This is a genomic window from Mesorhizobium sp. M0028 (assembly GCF_040323855.1).
Taxonomy (GTDB): Bacteria; Pseudomonadota; Alphaproteobacteria; order Rhizobiales; family Rhizobiaceae; genus Mesorhizobium.
This window is the reverse complement of sequence record NZ_JAMYVG010000001.1, coordinates 894,359-911,254: the sequence shown is the minus strand read 5'-3', so window position 1 is coordinate 911,254 and position 16,896 is coordinate 894,359. Positions and strand designations below refer to the sequence as shown.

The following is a 16,896-nucleotide window of genomic DNA, read 5'->3' as shown; positions in this document are numbered from 1 at the left end:
CGAAGGAGCGTGACCTTTCGGGGGGCGGTCAGGCGAGGTGGTGAAAGGGAATTCGTGTTTTCGCGCCCGGCGGCGCATTTTGTTCTTGCTTTGTGCCGGCAGCTATGCTACTAATTTCACTATGGTGCTGATTCGCACCGACGACCCGCCTCCCAAGGCGGGTTTTTTGTTTCGGGCTCCTTTCGACCAAATTGGAATGCCGTCACGATTGCTGCACTATATCAGTGCATAAGCTTCGCCATGGGAAATCGCGGGGATAACGCATCTGAACGACACGGGCGTTGGGGAGGTAGTCGCTTGAAGGAAGTCAGGATACAGAAGCCGGAGCGGCAGCAGCGCCTGTTTGGCCTGTCGACGCCGCTCAGGGCCGCTGTCATTCCGCCGCTGTCGGCGGCGCGCTGGCTCCTGGTGCTGATCGTCGCCGCCGGCGTTTATTTCTTCCACGGCTTCCTATTCCCGGTCCTTGCCGCCCTGGTGATCGCTTTCGCCAGCTGGCCGCTCTATCGGCGGCTGCTCGCCGGCGTCGGCGGCAACCGCACGATCGCCGCGACCCTTGCGATCCTGTTCATCCTGACCTTCCTGGTGGTGCCGATCGCGCTTGCCGGCACCTATGCCATCAACGAGGTGCGCGAATGGGTCGGCTGGGCGATCGAGACCAACCGCTACGGCGCGCCGACGCCGCACTGGATCGCCACGCTGCCTGTGGTAGGCGAATGGCTCAATGAACAATGGACGGTCAACGTTGGCCATCCAGGCGGTATCGGCGAACTGATCCAGCTGATCAGCGGCGCCAATATCGGCAGCATCTATCGCGGCGTGCTTGCCGCCGGCGGCAGCGCCTTCGGCCTTTTGCTGACGCTGCTGTTCATGATGATCGCGCTGTTCTTCGCCTATCGCGACGGCGAGCATTTCGCCGGGCAGGTCGATCGCCTCGGCGAACGCATCCTGCCGGCCAGATGGGAACGGATCTCACGCGTGGTGCCGGCGACGATCTCCTCGACCGTCACCGGCATGACGGTTATCGCCATCGGCGAAGGGCTGGTGCTGGGCATCGCTTACTGGTTGGCCGGCGTGCCGTCGCCGGTGACGCTCGGCGCACTGACCGGCATCATGGCGCTGATCCCCGGCGGCGCGCCGCTGTCGTTCACGCTGGTCTCGATTTATCTCGCCGCCAGCGGCTCGCCGATGGCCGGCCTGGCGCTGTTCATCTGGGGCGCCGTCGAACTCTTCGTCGTCGACAAGACATTGCGCCCGAAGCTGGTTGGCGGGCCGATAAAGCTGCCCTTCCTGCCGACTTTCTTCGGCCTGATCGGCGGCGTCAAGACAATGGGCTTTCTCGGCCTGTTCATCGGCCCGGTGCTGATGGCCCTGCTGGTCGCGATCTGGCGCGAATGGCTGCGCGAGGTGGAGCTGACCGATGAACTCGCTGCCGCCGAACCGGCGGAGCAGGAAGATGCACCGCCGCAGATCGAAATTGTCGCCGAACGCGCCGCCGCGAAAAAGAATCAGGCCGGGTGACTGACGGCGAGCGTGGCGCGGCGCTTACGCCCCTCGTGCAACTGCCAGAGCGAATGGCCGATCAAGGTGACGATGAGGATCGTGCCGCCGATCAGGCTGTTGCGCGACGGGGTCTCGGCGAAGATCATCCACACCCAGACCGGCGCCAGCACGGTTTCTAACAGGTAGAACATCGCCACTTCCGGCCCGGAAATGTATTTCGGACCGTTGGCGAGGCAGAAGAACGAGATCGGCATGATGACGGCGCCGTTGAAGACGATCCACCACGGTGCGTTGACGTGAAAACCCACCTTGGAAACCATCAGGGCGGCGATGGCCAGTGGCAGCACGACTCCGATCAGCGCGGTGAAGCCCATATCCTTGCCGCTGGCGCGCGAGATGGTGATGGCCGCGGCGATCATGAAGGCGGAGCATAGTGCCATCAGGTCGCCGAAGAGATGCCCGGTTCCGACGGAATCACCGACAATCATCACGACGCCGGCGATCATCAATGCCAGCGCTGCGACCGTCAGGGGCTGTGGCCTCTCCTTCAGGAATAGCCACGACAAAAGGGCCGCGAACATGGTGGTGAAGGCCAGGATGAAAACGAGGTTGGCGGTCGAGGTGTTGTAGACGCCGGTGATGAAGGCGATCGAGCCGAGTCCGTAGAGGGCGGCAACGATGAGCCCTGACCAGCCCGGGATAAGCTGCGGTGCCTTTGCGCTCAGCGAGCGCCAGATGGCCCAGATGACGAGCGTGGCGACGAAGGTCGTGCCGGTGCGCAAGAGCAGGATCGTCCATGCCTCGCCGTCGGCGAGCCGGATCAGCGGAATGTCGACGGTCAGCGTCAACCCGCCGATGGCGGTGATCAGAAGGCCTCTCTGGTGGTCGTTGTGGGAAGACATGCAGCAATTCTCGCGATAGGCTTGGAGGCGCAAAATTGACCCGCCCGGTCTTCCGCCGATCGGCCGGAAGCCCAGCGGCATCCTCCTCGAAACAATTTAAGGGTGAATACCGAAAGCGGAAATCAGCGCGAAACCGCTTCGTGATTGTAGCGTTCCCAGCCTTTCGGGCCGAGATGCTCCTGCGGCTGGAAGCGCATCTTATAATTCATCTTGCGCGAGCCGTTGACCCAGTAGCCCAGGTAGACATGGGGCAGGCCCATCGCCCTGGCGCGGGCGATGTGGTCGAGGATCATGAAGGTGCCGAGGGAACGGTCCTCGAAATCCGGGTTGAAGTAGGAATAGACCATCGACAGGCCATCGGCCATCTTGTCGGTGAGCGCCACGGCGATCAGTTCGCCCTGACCCTTGCCGGTGATGAAGCTGTCAGGTCCGCGGCGACGGTATTCGATGACCTTGGTGTCGACATGGGTATCCTCGACCATCATGGCGTAGTCGAGCACGGTCATATCGGACATGCCGCCACGGCGGTGGCGGGCGTCGAGATAGCTGCGGAACAGCGAATACTGCTCGGTGGAGGGTTCGGCGTCGTGCATGGCGCCGACCAGATCCGAATTATGCTGTATGACGCGTTTCATGTTGCGGCTGGCGGTGAACTCCTGCGCCAGGATGCGCACCGACACGCAGGCGCGGCAGGTCTCGCAAGCCGGCCTGTAGGCGATGTTCTGCGACCGCCTGAACCCGCCCTGCGTCAACAGATCGTTCATCTCGGGGGCCTTGTCGCCGACCAGGTGGGTGAACACCTTGCGCTCGAACTGGCCCTCGAGATAGGGACACGGCGAGGGCGCGGTCAGAAAGAACTGTGGCGACTGGGTCGGGTGCTGCGTCATCGAGCCTTGGAAACACTCCTGCGAATCGCTCTACCTTTGGCGCGGACGCCGAAAAATTCAACAGGATTGTGAAAGCCTGTGTGAATGGACGTCTTCACTTTTGTGCGCAAAGGCTGCGGCCGCGCTTCAAAGCCGCTCAGCGGCCGCTGCGGCTGACGACCGTGCCGAGCAGCAGGTCGTGCAGCATGCGCTTGCGGTCGGAAAACAGGCTCACCAGCAGGACCAGCGGCGAGAGGATGACATTGCCGGCCCAAAACAACACCGAATGGACGACGGCAGTCAACCCGTCGATGCGGCTGCCGTCGAGCCGGTCGAGCCGGATGCCCATCATCTTCATGCCAGCGGTGGCCTGATCTTTACTGCCGAGCGTGTTCCAGATGTAGAGGATGGCGACGGCCGGCACGAGAATGGAAAACAGCATCCAGCCGAGGCCGAGCGTCAACAGCCCAAACAAGAACACCAGGATCGCGAAAGGAATGGTGAGCAGCGCGACGATGAAATAATCGATGACGAAGGCGAGAATGCGCCGCGTGCGCACGCCCTCATAGGCGCGGACGTCTTCGAGCCTGCTGGTGATGATTTCGCCGTCGAGAACGCGAGCGTTCATGTCATTTCCTCGTAATCGAACCCGGGTTAATGCACGGGCCGCGTATTGATGAAATGGTGAAGGTTCGCGGTGGAATCAAGATCGAACCATTCGCCACCGTAGATGGTGACGGAGTGCCCGGCGCCGTCTGACTTGTTGAATTCATGGCGCGGATAGCGTTAGCTTGCTGCGGCGCAACAAAAGGTGCCGAGCCGAGGGGACGGGGCGACATGGACTACGACATGCTGGTCATCGGCAGCGGCCCATCCGGGCGCCGCGCCGCGGTGCAGTCGGCCAAGCTCGGCAAGTCGGTGCTGGTGGTCGACAGGGGCCGGCGTCTCGGCGGCGTGTCGGTACACACTGGCACCATACCGTCGAAGACGTTGCGCGAGACGGTGCTCAACCTCTCCGGCTGGCGTGAGCGCGGCTTTTATGGACGCGGCTACCGGGTCAAGCAGGACATTTCGGTCGGCGATCTGGTCGAGCGCCTGCACAAGACGCTCGACCATGAGGTCGAGGTGCTGCAGCACCAGTTCATGCGCAACACGGTCAAGAGCGCTCGCGCCGCGGCAAAATTCCTCGGCCCCAATAAGGTCAGCCTGACCACCGACACCGGCGACTACAGCGAGGTTGGCTTCGCCCATGCACTGATCGCGGTCGGCACCCGGCCGCACCGGCCGCGCGACGTGCCGTTCGACAAAACACGGATTTTCGACAGCGACGAGATGCTGGAGCTCGACCGGCTGCCGCGCACGCTGACGGTGATCGGCGCCGGCGTCATCGGCGTCGAATATGCGACGATCTTTTCCGCGCTCGACGTTCCGGTGACGCTGGTCGAGCCGCGCAATACCATGTTGGATTTCGTCGACCGCGAGATCGTCGACGACTTCATCCATCAGATGCGCGACCGCGGCATGACCATCCGCTTGGGCAGCGCCGTCAAGGAGATCGCCTCCAAACCCGATTATGCCGAGGTGATGCTGGCAGACGGCCGCACCATACGTTCCGAGATGGTGCTTTATGCTGCCGGGCGTACCGGCAATGTCGGCAGCCTGGGCTTGGAAGCGGTCGGCATCGAGTCCGATTCCAGGGGCCGCATCAAGGTCGATCCGCAGACCTTCCAGACCAGCGCGCCCAACATCTATGCCGCCGGCGACGTCATCGGTTTTCCGAGCCTGGCCTCGACCTCGATGGAACAGGGCAGGGTGGCCGCCTGCCATGCGTTCGGCGTGCCCTTGCCGCCGCCGCCCGAAACCTTTCCCTACGGCATCTACGCCGTGCCGGAAATCTCCACCGTCGGCCAGTCGGAGGAGCAGGTGCGCGAGAGTGGTGCTGCCTACGAGGTCGGCGTGGCGCGGTTTCGCGAGACATCGCGCGGCCACATCATGGGCGTCAATACCGGCTTCCTGAAGCTTCTGTTCTCGATCGAAACACGCCGTCTGCTCGGCGCCCATATCGTCGGCGAGGGCGCGACCGAACTCATCCACATTGGCCAGGCGGTCATCAATCTCGGCGGCACCGTCGACTTCTTCGTCAACAACACCTTCAACTATCCGACGCTGGCCGAAGCCTACAAGATCGCCGGGCTGGACGCCTGGAACCGCATGGGGCGAGGATAGCTTCGAGGCTCATCGATCTGACGTTGCAACGGCGACCGCAGGATCCGCCAGCCATTGCCTGACGATCTCGGCGTCCGGATCGCCGATTTCATGGCCGGAGGCAATGGTTTGGGTCTCGACCTTGGCGCCATGCGAACTCAGCAGGGCGGCCAACACCGGCGCGAATGGCGCATAGGTCAGGTCGGCGGCGCCGGCGATGATCAACGCCCGCGCCTTCGACAGGTCGGCCGGCGGCACCTCGTCAAGCACCGGCATCGGACGCAGCAATGCGGCGCGCTCGATCAGGCCCGGATGCAGCAGCATGACGCTTGAGACCAGATTGGCGCCGTTCGAATAACCGACAAAGGTCGCGCGGCTGAGATCGAAGCGGTGGCGCTTCGCGATGCCGTCGACGAAGCCCGCGAATGCGTCCGCCTCCGCACGGATGCTCGCCTGTTCGAAACGCGTCGGGGTGATTCGCGTGAACCAGCGGAACCCGCCCTCCTGAGGGATGCGGCCACGGACCGCAACCAGCGCCGCATGCGGCGCGATTTGCCGACCAAGCGGCAGCAAGGTCGTCTCATCGACTCCCGATCCATGCTGCAGGAACAGCCAGTCACCGGGTAAATTGGCGGGTCGATGGAGCCGGTAGAAAAAGCCTGAATTTTCCTGCAAAATACCGTCTTCGAGGCTCTCCTCGGCCATAGTTACATCCTTTTGATTTCGCGTTACTTTCGTTAATTTGCCGGCTTCAAAACGAAATATTTTCAAGCTCCGCGAAAGTTGATTGAACCGGGCGCATTTCAGTCCGTTTCTTTGCCGATATAATCCCCGCGGGAGGGATCGAAGCAGTGTGCGCCGGGTGGTCGCATGCCGGCATGAACAACCAGCTTTAAGGCCTTTTATCGATGACCATGCCAGTTTCGCCGGAACGCGATACGCGTATTGACGTGTTCCGGGCTCTCGCCCTCCTGACCATATTCATCGACCATGTGCCGGGCACCGTTTTCGAAACCCTGACCTACAAGAATTTCGGGTTTTCGGATGCGGCCGAGGCCTTCGTGCTGATCTCCGGCATGTCCGTCGCTCTCGCCTACGGCACCAAATTCCAGCCGGGAAACCGGCTGATTGCAACGCTGAAAATGTGGCGCCGCGCCGGCGTGCTCTATGTCACCCACATCGTCACGACGATGGTGGTCATGGCTATCTTCTGCGCGGCGGCGGTGTTTGCGAAACGGCCGGACCTTCTGACGCTGATCAACATCGAGCCGCTCGTCAGAAACCCGCCACAAGTCCTGGTCGGCATCGTCACGCTCGGCCATCAGCTCGGTTACAACAACATACTGCCGGTCTATGCAGCGCTGCTGTTGATGGCGCCGGCCTTCCTGCTGTTCATCAGCTATCGGCCACTGGCGGCGCTTGCCGTGTCCGCAGCCCTTTGGCTGCTTGCCGGAATCTACCAGATCGCGCCACCGAACTACCCGGAGCCCGGGTTCTGGTTCCTCAATCCGCTGTCATGGCAATTGCTGTTCAATATCGGCATGGCCAGCGTGTTGCATGTGCGGCGCGGCGGCACCATCCCGGTCAATCGCTGGCTGGTCGGCGCCGCCGCCGCCTATGTGCTCACGGCGCTCGTCTGGGTGCACAGCCCGCTGTGGGGGCATGTGTCATGGCTCGACCTGCCGGTGGTGCTGACCGGTTTCGACAAGACATTCCTGTCGTTGCCGCGACTGCTGCACATCCTGGCGATGAGCTACCTGGTCGTCGCCTTGCCTTCCGTCTCGAACCTGTTCCGCACCGGTCGTGACAATCCGCTCGCCATATTGGGCAAACGCTCGCTGCCGGTTTTCATTGCCGGAACGGTGATTGCCATGGCGGCGCAAGTGATGAAGCTGATCAACCCGGGCGGCATTGCCTATGACAGTCTGCTGCTCGCCGCCGGCATCGCCATGCAGTTCGCGCTCGCCTTCTATCTGGAGTGGCTGTCCGCCATCGGCTGGTCCGGCAAGGGCAAGCCGGTCCGCAACGCGCCGCCTGGCCGTCCATCCTTTGGCATCGGTCCCATGGCGGCCAATAGATAAGATTTGGAGCCGATCTGCCCAGTCAGCCTGTACTTGGCGGCGGTCCGGACGATGCCCTGACGACAAGTTCGACGTCGAGCGTTTCTCGCCGCACTGTGCCATCGAAGTCGAGGATTCTTCGCGCTGCCCGGCGGCCGATCTCGGCGATCGGCTGGGCGATGGTGGTGAGCGGAGGCTCGCAAATTGCGGCTTCAGGCACGCCGTCGAAGCCGACGACGGAAACATCGCGGGGAACCGTGATACCCCGTGCGTTGAGCCATTCCAATGCCACCATTGCGATCCGGTCCGACATCGCCAGGATGGCGGTCGGCGGTTCCGCCGAGGCGAAGATGGTTTCGAGACCAGCCCTTGTGCTCGCCTTGTCGTTTTCGGTCTCGTAGACCGGCACCTTGGCGGTGTCGACACCAAATTGGGAAAGCTCTTCGAAATAGCCGAGGAGGCGGTCACGGGTCCCGGTATAGGCTGCCGTCCGGACCTGCTCGGGCGAGACAAGTCCGGTGCTGTCGTCGGCGAAGGCCAGCGACAACACGGCGAAGCGGCGATGTCCAAGTACCGCCAGATGGTGCGCCGCCAGCCGGCCGCCGGCAACATTGTCGATACTGATCGCCGAGACCGTGTCGTCCTGCGAGCCGAACTCGAGCGCGACGAAGGGGAGCTTTCGTTCGCGTGTCAGCTCGACGAGGCGCGGACCGCCCTCGATGCAGAACAGGATGAAGCCGTCGACCAGGGCGCTCTGGATGTTCCAGGCAAGTTTTTCCTCGTTGCCAGCTGACACCAGGGCAATTCCCGCGCCGGTGGCGTCGCATGCCTCCGAGATGCCGGCCATCATCACGCGAGCAAAGGGGTCGTCGAAGAAATAGGACAGCGGCTCGGTGGTGGCGACGCCGATCGCATTGACCTTGCCGGCACGCAGCAGGCGGCCCTTTGGATCGGGGCCGGCATAGCCCAGCGCCTCGGCCGCCGCCTTGACCCGCTCGCGGACTTCCTCGCGCACGATTTCGGGACGGCTGAAGACATTGGAGGCAGTGCCGTGTGATACGCCCGCGGCTTTGGCGATGTCGGCCAGCCGGATGGGCCTCCTGCTGCCTTCGGTGAGTGATGCCATTTGTTTGTCTCCGGGATTCCGGTCCAACAGTATCGCCGATTACCTAACACCTTCCTTGGATCGATTCAAATTTTTGCTTGACATTTATGGTGCGGCGCGTATTCTTTGAATCGATCCAAGAGCGTTTTTCGTTCTACCGATTGGATCGATACAAGAGGAGAGTGCCATGCACCCCGTCAATTATCTGTTCGAGGACATTTACCGGAACGACTGGAGCATCCGCTCGAGCGCGGAGGCCCGGAAGCGGCGCGACAGGACCGGTCCGTGGATTCGCGACCTGCGTTTCCTGAAGCGACGCGAGTGGAGCTGATTGGCAGCGCATTTTTTCGCCTGCTGATTGGATCGATTCAAATAAGCTAGAGGAGATTAAGCCATGCACCCGGTCAGGCATCTGTTCGAAGACATCTATCGCAATTATTGGGGCATCTCGCCGGCTACCGAACGGCCGGAGCGACGGCGTGTGGTCAAGACGACCAAGCGCGACGGGCAAGTCCGGCTCGAACGTCCGCGAGACTGAGCTGGCAAGACAGAGCTCGTGGATCGAGCGCGGCTGGTGAAAGAGCAGCGGCCGCCATTGGTTGTCGCATCAATGGCGGCGCGGGCGCACCAGCGCCGAGGCGGCCATCACCAGCCAGCCGCCGATCAGCAAGGTGCCGCCGATCGGCGCCGACATCGGGAACAGCCGCGAGCCGAGGAAGTCGCGAGCGAGGAGATCTCCCGAGAACAGCAGAAGCCCGACGAGGAGGATGAGGCTTCCGCTTCGCAGGATGGTATTGCCACCGAGCAGCCCGACGGCAAGCAAAACCGGCGCATGCATGAGCAGGAAGGACGCGGCCGTACCGACGAAAGCGCCGCCGAGATGCGCCGACGCCGCCGAAAGCGCCACGCCGGTTGCGCCGCATAGGCCGCCGGCAAAAATCAGAATGCGGCTGCCTGCCGCGTGTTCATCCGTGCTCATTTTCCAGGCCTCCGTAATTGCTGGCGACCGCCTGAGATAGCGCTGCGCGAACCGTGTCAGGATTTGCCGGCTTCCGCCAGCATGTCGCGTTCGCGGCGCGACTGGACCAGCCAGTTATAGGCCGCTCCGCCCGCCATCAGCACGGATGTGCCGAGAAACACCGCGCGCATGCCGAAATGGCCACCAACGAAGCCGCCGAGCAACGGTCCGGCGACCTGCCCGACATATTGCGCCGAGATCGACAAGCCCAGCACATTGCCGCCGACGCCGTCAGGCACATTGTGGCGGATGACGCTGGTGATGCAGGGCAAAAGACCGCCAAGCGCCACGCCCATCAGGAAACGCAGGCCGACGAGCTGCCAGCCTTGCGTGACGAAGGCCTGCGGGATCAGGAGCAGCGCCGAGACTGCGAGCGCGGCAACGATGACGTTCCAGTGGCCGATACGGTCGGCGAGCTTGCCGAGCCGCGACGCCGACAGGATGGCGCCGAGCGCTGCCGCCGACATGACGATGCCGGAGACCAGCGTGACCTGGCTCGGATCTTCGATGAGCTGCTGGACATAGACGGTGATGATCGGCTCGATCGACATGGTGGCGAAACTCAACAGCGTCCCGGTCGCCAGCATGGCGACGACGGGGCGCTTGTCGGGAATTTGCGACCAGCCGCCTTTCGCCTTTTCTTCTGACGCGGCCTTGGCGGCAACCGGGCGAGGGGCCTCCTTGATCAGCAAGGTGGTTGCCAGAAAGGCCAGGAAAATGACGCCGCCGGCGAGCAGGAATGTGGCGCGGATGCCAATCAGCGGCGGCAGCGCGCCGCCGAGCAGCGGGCCGACCAGGGCACCGGCCGTGATTCCGGCCGACAGCACGCCCAGCGCCCAGCCGGAGCGATCCTTCGGCGTCTGCATGGCAACCAGGATGGTCGAGCCCGAAGAATAGCCGCCGGCAAAGCCGATCAGCAGGCGCAAGAACACCAATTGCCAGACAGTCTGCACCATGCCGGTCAGCGACATGCACATCGCCATGCCGAAACTGGCGCGCACCAGCATCAGTTTGCGGCCGTAGCGGTCGCCTAACCGCCCCCACAGGGGTGCGACCAGCGCGGCAGCAAGGAAAGTGGCGCCGTAGGCGATGCCCGACCACTGCACGATCGCCGCATGGCCCTCGGCGCCCAGCTGTTCGACGTAGAGCGGCAGGAACGGCAACAGCAGCGTCATCGCTGCGAGCGTGCTGAACGAGCCGGCAAAACACACGGCGAGATTGCGGCGCCAGTGGACGTTATGCGTGCCTTGCACGGCGAGGGTGGCGTCTTGCGGCATGTCAGAGACTGCTGTCGTTGGGTTGCTGCGGATACCATTTTGGGATACCAAACTGGTATCCGTCATGGACGCAAGGCTGGTCGCTGTCAATGCGGTCCCTGCAAAGTGATCGCCAGTAATGGCCGGTGAGCAGAGGGCCAATGAACCGGCTCCAACAACGGAACGCCAATGTCGCAGATGCAGAACGTCGAAAAGCAGCTTCGCGAGATGATCCTCGGGCTCGAGATCGGTCCCGGCGAGCGGCTGACGGAGCGCTGGGTCGAAAGCCGCTTCGGCGCCTCGCGCACGCCGGTCAGGGCGGCGTTACTGCGGCTCGAGACCGAAGGCCTGATCTGCCGCGACGGCCGCGGCTGGACGGTCTCGCCCATCAATCTTGCCGAGCTGGAGCAGATCGCCGTCTATCGCGAGGCGGTCGAGGTCGCGGCAGTCAGGCTGACTTGTGCCTTGCAGGACAGGGGTGCCGTCGAAATCATCGAGGCGATGCTCGATTCCTGCGACGACCAGACGCCGCGCGAGGAATGGCATCGTGTCGGCATGGATTTTCATATCGAGCTGGCGCGCCTGTCAGGCAACGAGTTCCTGTTCAGAGCGGTTCGTGATGCGATGACGCGCCTGTCGCGCGCCCGCTGGCTCGAGGTTCGCGACGAGGCAGCGCTTGGCCGTGCCTGGGCCGAACACCATGACATTCTGTCGGCGGTGCGGGCCGGCGATGCCGACGGGGCCGCCTGCGTGCTTTCATCTCATATCGACGGTAGCCGCGACCGGCTGGTCACGTCGTTGCGCAACGACCGGCGCGGCCTGCGCGCCAGGGGATTTGCCGTCGTCGCTTGAGTGAGGATCGGCGGCCATTGATCACGAAAAAGGCAGATGAGCGAAGAAAGCTACTTTCGGTCTCGCTTCGCAAATGCCGATGGCGTAAGAGCGGCGATGGACAACAACCGATTTGACACACCCGTGACCGTCAAGGGCGCGGCGGGAAGCAATCAGCTCTTGCGTACGGCCCGCGAGGCTTCCGACTACCTCCTCAACAATTGGCCCGGCAAGCGCAGCCCCAAGCACCGCGAAGCGCTGCAAGCCTGTCATGATGCGCTGGCCGGCGACAAGCCGGCCATGAACGCAAGACGGGCCTTCATTGCCGCCGCCCGCGAAGTGAACGTCTTCGTCAGCGACAAGGCGCCGGCCGGAGGCATAGCGGGGACTTGATCGAGACCCGGGCCGCCTGACAGGCCTGATATCATCACTCGGCCGTTTCGGTGTTGGTTTGGGACTCGCTTTCGCCCTCGGGCTTCGAGCGCTCCTTGGCCGCGACCTTGGCAGCCTGCTTTTCCGCCTTCTTGGCAGCCTTCTGCCGGTCGCGTTCCTTGCGTTCCTGACCGTAGTTCGGTGCTCGTGGCATATCGTTTCCTTTCATTGTGCTTGGCCTTTGCCTAGGAGCATTGGGCCACAAACACAACACCGCAAGGCACGATCGGCTCCATATCTCGTCGCAGTCCGGGGAGCCCCGCTTCAGGGCGTTTTTTCAGGCGCCGTCCCGGTCGAGGACGAGATCGGCGGGCCCGAACCGGTCCTTTGCCGTGAATTGCTGGTGCCAGTAGGGATAGAGCACGGGCGGCCTGCTGACCACGTCGAGGCGTGTGCGCTCCTCATCGCCGAGCACCAGGCTTGCAGCAGCGATATTGTCCTTGAAATGCGCTTCGGTTCGTCCGCCGATCACCAGCGAACTGACGGCGGGCCGGCCAAGCAACCAGGCAAGCGCCACCTGCGCTGCCGACACGCCGTGGTTCTTGCCGATATCGATCAGCACGTCGACGATCCGCCACAGCCGGTCCTCGTCGCGGATCGGCGGTTCCGACCAGCCGCTGAGCTGGCGGGCGGTCGGCTGGTCACGGTGATATTTGCCGGACAGCAATCCGCCGGCGAGCGGGCTCCAGACCAGCACGCCGAGCCCCTGGTCGACCGAGATCGGCAACAATTCATACTCGGCCTCGCGGGCTTCCAGAGTGTAGTGGATCTGCTGGGTGACGAAGCGCGGCTGGTGATGACGGTCACTGATACCGAGCCCCTTCATCACCTGCCAGCCGGAATAATTGGAACAGCCGACATAGCGGACCTTGCCCTGCGCGACCAGCGTGTCGAGCGCGGCGATGGTTTCCTCGAGCGGTGTCAGGCCATCCCACTCGTGCAGGAAATAGATGTCGATGACATCGGTCCTGAGGCGCTTCAGGCTCCTCTCGCATTCGCGGATCAGATGATAGCGCGACAGGCCTTCATCATTGGGGCCTTTGCCGATCCGCATGCGCGCCTTGGAGGCGATCAACACGTCGCCCTTGCGCTTGCCGCCGAGCGCCTCGCCGATGATCTCCTCTGACACCCCGTTCGAATAAACGTTGGCGGTGTCGATGACGTTGATGCCGGCATCGATGCAAAGGTCGATCATCCGGCGCGCCTCGTCGAGGTCGGTCTTGCCGACCGCCGAAAACGCGCCGCCGCCGCCGAACGTCATGGTGCCCATGGTCAGCGTCGAAACCTTCAGCCCGGAACGGCCGAGAGTGCGGTATTCCATGTCGTATCCTCATGATTTTATCGGGAAAGGGCGTTTCAAACGACAGCCCTGAATGAACCGGGCATTTGTAGGATAATTCGTTCCGCTTGTCGCCCGTGTTGCAGGGCAACATCGATCACATCTTACGGATTGGACGCGCAGCCAGCGCAACAGCGGCTGCAATAAAACCGTCATTGCTGGCCTATACTAACATCGGTTCAGCGCTTCGATTTCCGGCCGCCGGGCCGGGCGGCAGAGCGCCTGACAGCGGCCGACACGGCCTGTAAGCGGAGCAGCGCAAATGACCGAGATAAAACAGAATTCCCCGGCCAGGGACTGGCTGGAAGCGGAACTCGCCGACACGCTCGACGAAGATTATGAGCTGGAAATCTCTGAGCCGGCGCTGTCGATGGAGATCGCCAAGATCTATAAGAATGCGCATCCGCCATCGATCGACCGCCTGCAATATTTTCGGGATCTAATCACGCTGCAATCCGAATTGATCAAGCTGCAGTCCTGGGTCGCCTATCACAAGAAGAAGCTCGTCGTGGTATTCGAGGGCCGCGACTCGGCGGGCAAGGGTGGCGTCATAAAGCGCATCACCCAGCGGCTCAATCCGCGCATCTGCCGCGTCGTAGCACTACCGGCGCCGACCGAGCGCGAGAAGTCGCAATGGTATTTCCAGCGCTACGTTCCGCATCTGCCGGCCGGCGGTGAGATCGTGCTGTTCGACCGCTCCTGGTACAACCGCTCCGGCGTCGAGCGGGTGATGGGCTTTGCCCAGCCGGATCAGGTCGAGGAGTTCTTTCGCGACGTGCCGGATTTCGAACGCATGCTCCTCCGCTCAGGCATTACGCTTGTCAAATACTGGTTTTCGATCACCGATGAGGAGCAGCAGATGCGCTTTTTGATGCGCATCCACGACCCGATGAAGCAATGGAAATTGTCGCCGATGGACCTCCAGTCGCGCGTGCGCTGGGAGCAGTACACCAAGGCCAAGGAAGAAACCTTCGCCCGCACCAACATCCCGGAAGCTCCCTGGTTCATCGTCGAGGGCAACGACAAGAAGCGGGCGCGGCTGAATTGCATCGACCATCTCCTCAAGCAAATGCCCTATGAGGAGGTGCCGCACGAGGAGATCACACTACCGGAGCGCGTCTTCAATCCCGAATACGAACGTCAGGTGCTGCCGCGCGAACTGTATGTGCCGGAGAAATACTGACTAAAGCAGCGAGGAGGGGCGCTGCCTCCGTGGGCAGCGCCCTGCAACAAGCTAGGCGCGCTCGATGATGACATGCGTGGCCTTCGGCGTCGCGACCTGCTCGCTGCAGCGGTAGCCGAGCTTGGGCATGTCGATGCCGGCAAAAAGGCTCTCGCCTGCGCCGAGCAGGACAGGTGAGATCGCCAGATGCATCTCGTCGATGAGCTTTTCCTTGAGATACTGCCGGATCGTAGAAACGCCACCGCCCAGCCGTACATCCTTGCCGTCAGCCGCTGCTTTCGCCTTCTCCAGCGCTGAGTGGATGCCGTCGGTCACGAAATAGAAGGTCGTGCCGCCCTCCATGACAATGGGATCCCGCTGATGGTGCGTCAGCACGAAGACCGGCACGTGGTATGGCGGATTGTCTCCCCACCAGCCTTTCCAGCTCTCGTCAGGCCACTCGCCGCGGATCGGCCCGAACATGTTGCGGCCGAGGATCCAGGCGCCGACATTCTCGAAGCTGCGCGCGGCGAACGCCTCGTCAGTGTCCGTGGTCCCGCCATCCTTGCCGAGAACCATCTTGCGGAAGGTGCGGGTGCCGAACATCCATTCGTGCAGGGCTTCCCCGCCAACACCCAGCGGGTTCTTCAGGTCTTGGTCGGGACCGGCGCCGAAGCCGTCGATCGACAAGGTGAAAGCGCTGACGCGAAGTTTGGACATGAGAGCCTCCTTGATAACCAATTGTGAGATGCAAGCAGTTATCGGGTAGCTTAACTGATTGCATTTTGCAATCGGTTTTTTGAATCGCCGGGGCCAATCGCTTCCAAATCATGTTGGAATGACCAATCTCAATGTTGGCGCCGCCCCTCATCCGCCTGCCGGCACCTTCTCCCCGTATAGTGACGGGGCGAAGGGGCTGGCCGCAACCTCGGCGATGTTTTTGCAACGCTGGAGATTGGCGAAATCTTTTGCGAACGCGTCTTTCTCCCCGTCACTATACGGGGAGAAATGCCCGGCAGGGCAATGAGGGGCAGCGCAAACCTGAAGCGATTGCCCTGCGGTGGCCATGTCGCGCTTTGGACGAAGGAACGTTACTCGATGTGGGCGCTACGGAGGCGCATCACCCCTTCAGCATCTCAGCCACTTCCGGCGCGAAATAGGTCAGGATGCCGTCGCAGCCGGCGCGCTTGAAGGCCAGCAGCGATTCAAGCATCGCCTTTTCCCCGTCGATCCAGCCATTGGCGGCGGCGGCCTTGATCATCGAATATTCGCCCGACACTTGATAGGCGAAGGTCGGCATCTGCAACTCGTCCTTCAGCCGGCGGATGATGTCGAGATAGGGCAGGCCGGGCTTGACCATCAGCATGTCGGCGCCCTCGGCGAGATCCTGCTCGGCCTCGCGCACCGCTTCGTCGGAATTGGCGTGATCGATGTAATAGGTCTTCTTGTCGCCCTTGAGCAGGCCGGCGGTGCCGACCGCCTCGCGGTAGGGGCCGTAAAAGGCGGATGCGAACTTGGTCGCATAGGACATGATCGCTACATCCTGAAACCCATTGGCGTCCAGCGCATCGCGGATGGCACCGATCCGGCCGTCCATCATGTCCGAGGGGGCGATGATGTCGGCCCCTGCCGCCGCCTGGATGACGGCTGCTGCCGTCACCTGCTCCACCGTTTCATCATTGACGATAATGCCGTCGCGCAAGATGCCGTCATGGCCATGCGAGGTGAACGGGTCCAGCGCCGCGTCGGTGATGATGCCGATCTCCGGCACCGCGCGCTTGATGGCGCGGGTGGCGCGGTTGATGATGTTTTCCGGATCGAGGATGTGCGAACCGGTCTGATCGCGCAGGCCGAGCTCGACATTGGGGAAAGTGGCGATCGCCGGAATGCCAAGCTTAGCCGCGCGCTCAGCCTCCTTGACGGCGAGGTCGAGCGACAGGCGGAAGACGCCGGGCATGGCGGCGATCGGTTCGCGCACTTGTCTGCCGTCGACGACAAAGATCGGCCAGATCAGATCGTCGACCGAGAGCCGGTTCTCCTGGACAAGGCGGCGCGACCAATCGGCCTTGCGCATGCGCCGCAGCCGCCGGCTGCCGGTGATCTCGTCGACGCTGCGCGCGCCGGCAGGCTTTGCAGGGGTGAATTTGTTCATCGCCAAAACTCCGGATCGGGCGACTTTTACCACGAGCCTCCGCTGCTGACCAATGCGACACGATTGTG

General features: G+C 62.6%; 19 protein-coding genes. 8 read left to right on the top strand and 11 right to left on the bottom strand.

What is annotated here, in order from left to right; genetic code table 11:
- Positions 1–297: 297 nt before the first annotated feature.
- Complete coding sequence (locus NKJ93_RS04735; RefSeq protein WP_023717250.1) at positions 298–1,518, top strand: AI-2E family transporter; 1,221 nt, start codon at positions 298–300, stop codon at positions 1,516–1,518.
- On the opposite strand, the gene NKJ93_RS04730 is transcribed toward NKJ93_RS04735, so the two are convergent.
- From NKJ93_RS04730 to NKJ93_RS04720, 3 genes are all read right to left on the bottom strand, one after another.
- Positions 1,506–2,402: a DMT family transporter gene (locus NKJ93_RS04730; RefSeq protein WP_023717251.1), complete on the bottom strand. Its 897-nt coding sequence runs from the start codon at positions 2,400–2,402 to the stop codon at positions 1,506–1,508. The two genes, NKJ93_RS04735 and NKJ93_RS04730, sit on opposite strands and share 13 nt — an antisense overlap.
- 122 nt (positions 2,403–2,524) lie before the next feature.
- On the bottom strand, positions 2,525–3,289 hold the full coding sequence (locus NKJ93_RS04725; RefSeq protein ID WP_023717252.1) for an arginyltransferase: 765 nt from the start codon (positions 3,287–3,289) through the stop codon (positions 2,525–2,527).
- A gap of 136 nt (positions 3,290–3,425) precedes the next feature.
- Entirely contained in the window at positions 3,426–3,896 is a 471-nt protein-coding gene (locus tag NKJ93_RS04720; protein WP_023717253.1) for an RDD family protein, read from the bottom strand.
- A gap of 209 nt (positions 3,897–4,105) precedes the next feature.
- On the opposite strand from NKJ93_RS04720, the gene sthA reads away from it, so the two are divergent.
- Entirely contained in the window at positions 4,106–5,494 is a 1,389-nt protein-coding gene (gene sthA / locus NKJ93_RS04715) for a Si-specific NAD(P)(+) transhydrogenase (RefSeq protein WP_023717254.1), read from the top strand.
- Positions 5,495–5,503: 9 nt separating this feature from the next.
- Here the strand turns inward: sthA and NKJ93_RS04710 are convergent, their stop codons facing one another.
- On the bottom strand, positions 5,504–6,178 hold the full coding sequence (locus NKJ93_RS04710; RefSeq protein WP_352495298.1) for an alpha/beta hydrolase: 675 nt from the start codon (positions 6,176–6,178) through the stop codon (positions 5,504–5,506).
- Between the two features lie 203 nt (positions 6,179–6,381).
- Between NKJ93_RS04710 and NKJ93_RS04705 the strand changes: the two genes are divergently transcribed.
- A complete protein-coding gene (locus NKJ93_RS04705) occupies positions 6,382–7,554 on the top strand; it encodes an OpgC family protein (protein WP_023717256.1) in 1,173 nt (390 codons plus the stop codon).
- A gap of 22 nt (positions 7,555–7,576) precedes the next feature.
- Here NKJ93_RS04705 and NKJ93_RS04700 read toward each other — a convergent pair whose 3' ends face one another.
- The gene (locus NKJ93_RS04700) at positions 7,577–8,659 is read right to left on the bottom strand and encodes a LacI family DNA-binding transcriptional regulator (RefSeq protein WP_023717257.1); all 1,083 of its coding nucleotides are present in this window, start codon (positions 8,657–8,659) and stop codon (positions 7,577–7,579) included.
- Positions 8,660–8,825: 166 nt separating this feature from the next.
- On the opposite strand from NKJ93_RS04700, the gene NKJ93_RS04695 reads away from it, so the two are divergent.
- Together NKJ93_RS04695 and NKJ93_RS04690 are read left to right on the top strand one after the other, a co-directional pair.
- Positions 8,826–8,969 (top strand): hypothetical protein, encoded by a 144-nt coding sequence (locus NKJ93_RS04695; protein ID WP_023717258.1) that lies wholly within the window; start codon positions 8,826–8,828, stop codon positions 8,967–8,969.
- Between the two features lie 63 nt (positions 8,970–9,032).
- Positions 9,033–9,176 carry a hypothetical protein gene (locus NKJ93_RS04690; RefSeq protein ID WP_352587804.1) on the top strand — a complete coding sequence of 48 codons (144 nt, stop codon included), beginning with the start codon at positions 9,033–9,035 and terminating at the stop codon, positions 9,174–9,176.
- 69 nt (positions 9,177–9,245) lie between these two features.
- Here the strand turns inward: NKJ93_RS04690 and NKJ93_RS04685 are convergent, their stop codons facing one another.
- Together NKJ93_RS04685 and NKJ93_RS04680 are read right to left on the bottom strand one after the other, a co-directional pair.
- Entirely contained in the window at positions 9,246–9,617 is a 372-nt protein-coding gene (locus NKJ93_RS04685) for a DUF423 domain-containing protein (protein ID WP_023717260.1), read from the bottom strand.
- A gap of 56 nt (positions 9,618–9,673) precedes the next feature.
- A complete protein-coding gene (locus tag NKJ93_RS04680; RefSeq protein ID WP_023717261.1) occupies positions 9,674–10,933 on the bottom strand; it encodes a multidrug efflux MFS transporter in 1,260 nt (419 codons plus the stop codon).
- A 168-nt stretch (positions 10,934–11,101) separates the two neighbouring features.
- Here NKJ93_RS04680 and NKJ93_RS04675 point away from each other — a divergent pair, with 168 nt between their 5' ends.
- Together NKJ93_RS04675 and NKJ93_RS04670 are read left to right on the top strand one after the other, a co-directional pair.
- Complete coding sequence (locus NKJ93_RS04675) at positions 11,102–11,764, top strand: GntR family transcriptional regulator (RefSeq protein ID WP_352495300.1); 663 nt, start codon at positions 11,102–11,104, stop codon at positions 11,762–11,764.
- Positions 11,765–11,860: 96 nt separating this feature from the next.
- Positions 11,861–12,136 carry a DUF982 domain-containing protein gene (locus tag NKJ93_RS04670; protein ID WP_352587800.1) on the top strand — a complete coding sequence of 92 codons (276 nt, stop codon included), beginning with the start codon at positions 11,861–11,863 and terminating at the stop codon, positions 12,134–12,136.
- A 34-nt stretch (positions 12,137–12,170) separates the two neighbouring features.
- On the opposite strand, the gene NKJ93_RS04665 is transcribed toward NKJ93_RS04670, so the two are convergent.
- Both NKJ93_RS04665 and NKJ93_RS04660 read right to left on the bottom strand, forming a co-directional pair.
- Positions 12,171–12,329 (bottom strand): hypothetical protein, encoded by a 159-nt coding sequence (locus tag NKJ93_RS04665; protein WP_023717263.1) that lies wholly within the window; start codon positions 12,327–12,329, stop codon positions 12,171–12,173.
- Positions 12,330–12,452: 123 nt separating this feature from the next.
- Positions 12,453–13,496: an aldo/keto reductase gene (locus NKJ93_RS04660; RefSeq protein ID WP_023717264.1), complete on the bottom strand. Its 1,044-nt coding sequence runs from the start codon at positions 13,494–13,496 to the stop codon at positions 12,453–12,455.
- Between the two features lie 280 nt (positions 13,497–13,776).
- On the opposite strand from NKJ93_RS04660, the gene ppk2 reads away from it, so the two are divergent.
- Positions 13,777–14,697, top strand: coding sequence for a polyphosphate kinase 2 (gene ppk2, locus NKJ93_RS04655; RefSeq protein WP_023717265.1), 921 nt, complete (start codon positions 13,777–13,779; stop codon positions 14,695–14,697).
- A gap of 51 nt (positions 14,698–14,748) precedes the next feature.
- Here ppk2 and NKJ93_RS04650 read toward each other — a convergent pair whose 3' ends face one another.
- Together NKJ93_RS04650 and hemB are read right to left on the bottom strand one after the other, a co-directional pair.
- On the bottom strand, positions 14,749–15,396 hold the full coding sequence (locus NKJ93_RS04650; RefSeq protein ID WP_023717266.1) for a dihydrofolate reductase family protein: 648 nt from the start codon (positions 15,394–15,396) through the stop codon (positions 14,749–14,751).
- 400 nt (positions 15,397–15,796) lie between these two features.
- Complete coding sequence (gene hemB / locus NKJ93_RS04645) at positions 15,797–16,828, bottom strand: porphobilinogen synthase (protein ID WP_023717267.1); 1,032 nt, start codon at positions 16,826–16,828, stop codon at positions 15,797–15,799.
- Between the last annotated feature and the right edge of the window lie 68 nt (positions 16,829–16,896).

What these genes read in the sequence shown, in the direction of transcription:
- NKJ93_RS04730 (WP_023717251.1), bottom strand. Translation starts at nt 2,402, where the DNA reads ATGTCTTCCCACAACGACCACCAGAGAGGCCTTCTGATCACCGCCATC.
- NKJ93_RS04700 (WP_023717257.1), bottom strand. Translation starts at nt 8,659, where the DNA reads ATGGCATCACTCACCGAAGGCAGCAGGAGGCCCATCCGGCTGGCCGAC.
- ppk2 (WP_023717265.1), top strand. Translation starts at nt 13,777, where the DNA reads ATGACCGAGATAAAACAGAATTCCCCGGCCAGGGACTGGCTGGAAGCG.
- sthA (WP_023717254.1), top strand. Translation starts at nt 4,106, where the DNA reads ATGGACTACGACATGCTGGTCATCGGCAGCGGCCCATCCGGGCGCCGC.
- NKJ93_RS04695 (WP_023717258.1), top strand. Translation starts at nt 8,826, where the DNA reads ATGCACCCCGTCAATTATCTGTTCGAGGACATTTACCGGAACGACTGG.
- hemB (WP_023717267.1), bottom strand. Translation starts at nt 16,828, where the DNA reads ATGAACAAATTCACCCCTGCAAAGCCTGCCGGCGCGCGCAGCGTCGAC.
- NKJ93_RS04680 (WP_023717261.1), bottom strand. Translation starts at nt 10,933, where the DNA reads ATGCCGCAAGACGCCACCCTCGCCGTGCAAGGCACGCATAACGTCCAC.
- NKJ93_RS04685 (WP_023717260.1), bottom strand. Translation starts at nt 9,617, where the DNA reads ATGAGCACGGATGAACACGCGGCAGGCAGCCGCATTCTGATTTTTGCC.
- NKJ93_RS04675 (WP_352495300.1), top strand. Translation starts at nt 11,102, where the DNA reads ATGTCGCAGATGCAGAACGTCGAAAAGCAGCTTCGCGAGATGATCCTC.
- NKJ93_RS04665 (WP_023717263.1), bottom strand. Translation starts at nt 12,329, where the DNA reads ATGCCACGAGCACCGAACTACGGTCAGGAACGCAAGGAACGCGACCGG.
- NKJ93_RS04670 (WP_352587800.1), top strand. Translation starts at nt 11,861, where the DNA reads ATGGACAACAACCGATTTGACACACCCGTGACCGTCAAGGGCGCGGCG.
- NKJ93_RS04710 (WP_352495298.1), bottom strand. Translation starts at nt 6,178, where the DNA reads ATGGCCGAGGAGAGCCTCGAAGACGGTATTTTGCAGGAAAATTCAGGC.
- NKJ93_RS04690 (WP_352587804.1), top strand. Translation starts at nt 9,033, where the DNA reads ATGCACCCGGTCAGGCATCTGTTCGAAGACATCTATCGCAATTATTGG.
- NKJ93_RS04650 (WP_023717266.1), bottom strand. Translation starts at nt 15,396, where the DNA reads ATGTCCAAACTTCGCGTCAGCGCTTTCACCTTGTCGATCGACGGCTTC.
- NKJ93_RS04660 (WP_023717264.1), bottom strand. Translation starts at nt 13,496, where the DNA reads ATGGAATACCGCACTCTCGGCCGTTCCGGGCTGAAGGTTTCGACGCTG.
- NKJ93_RS04705 (WP_023717256.1), top strand. Translation starts at nt 6,382, where the DNA reads ATGACCATGCCAGTTTCGCCGGAACGCGATACGCGTATTGACGTGTTC.
- NKJ93_RS04725 (WP_023717252.1), bottom strand. Translation starts at nt 3,289, where the DNA reads ATGACGCAGCACCCGACCCAGTCGCCACAGTTCTTTCTGACCGCGCCC.
- NKJ93_RS04720 (WP_023717253.1), bottom strand. Translation starts at nt 3,896, where the DNA reads ATGAACGCTCGCGTTCTCGACGGCGAAATCATCACCAGCAGGCTCGAA.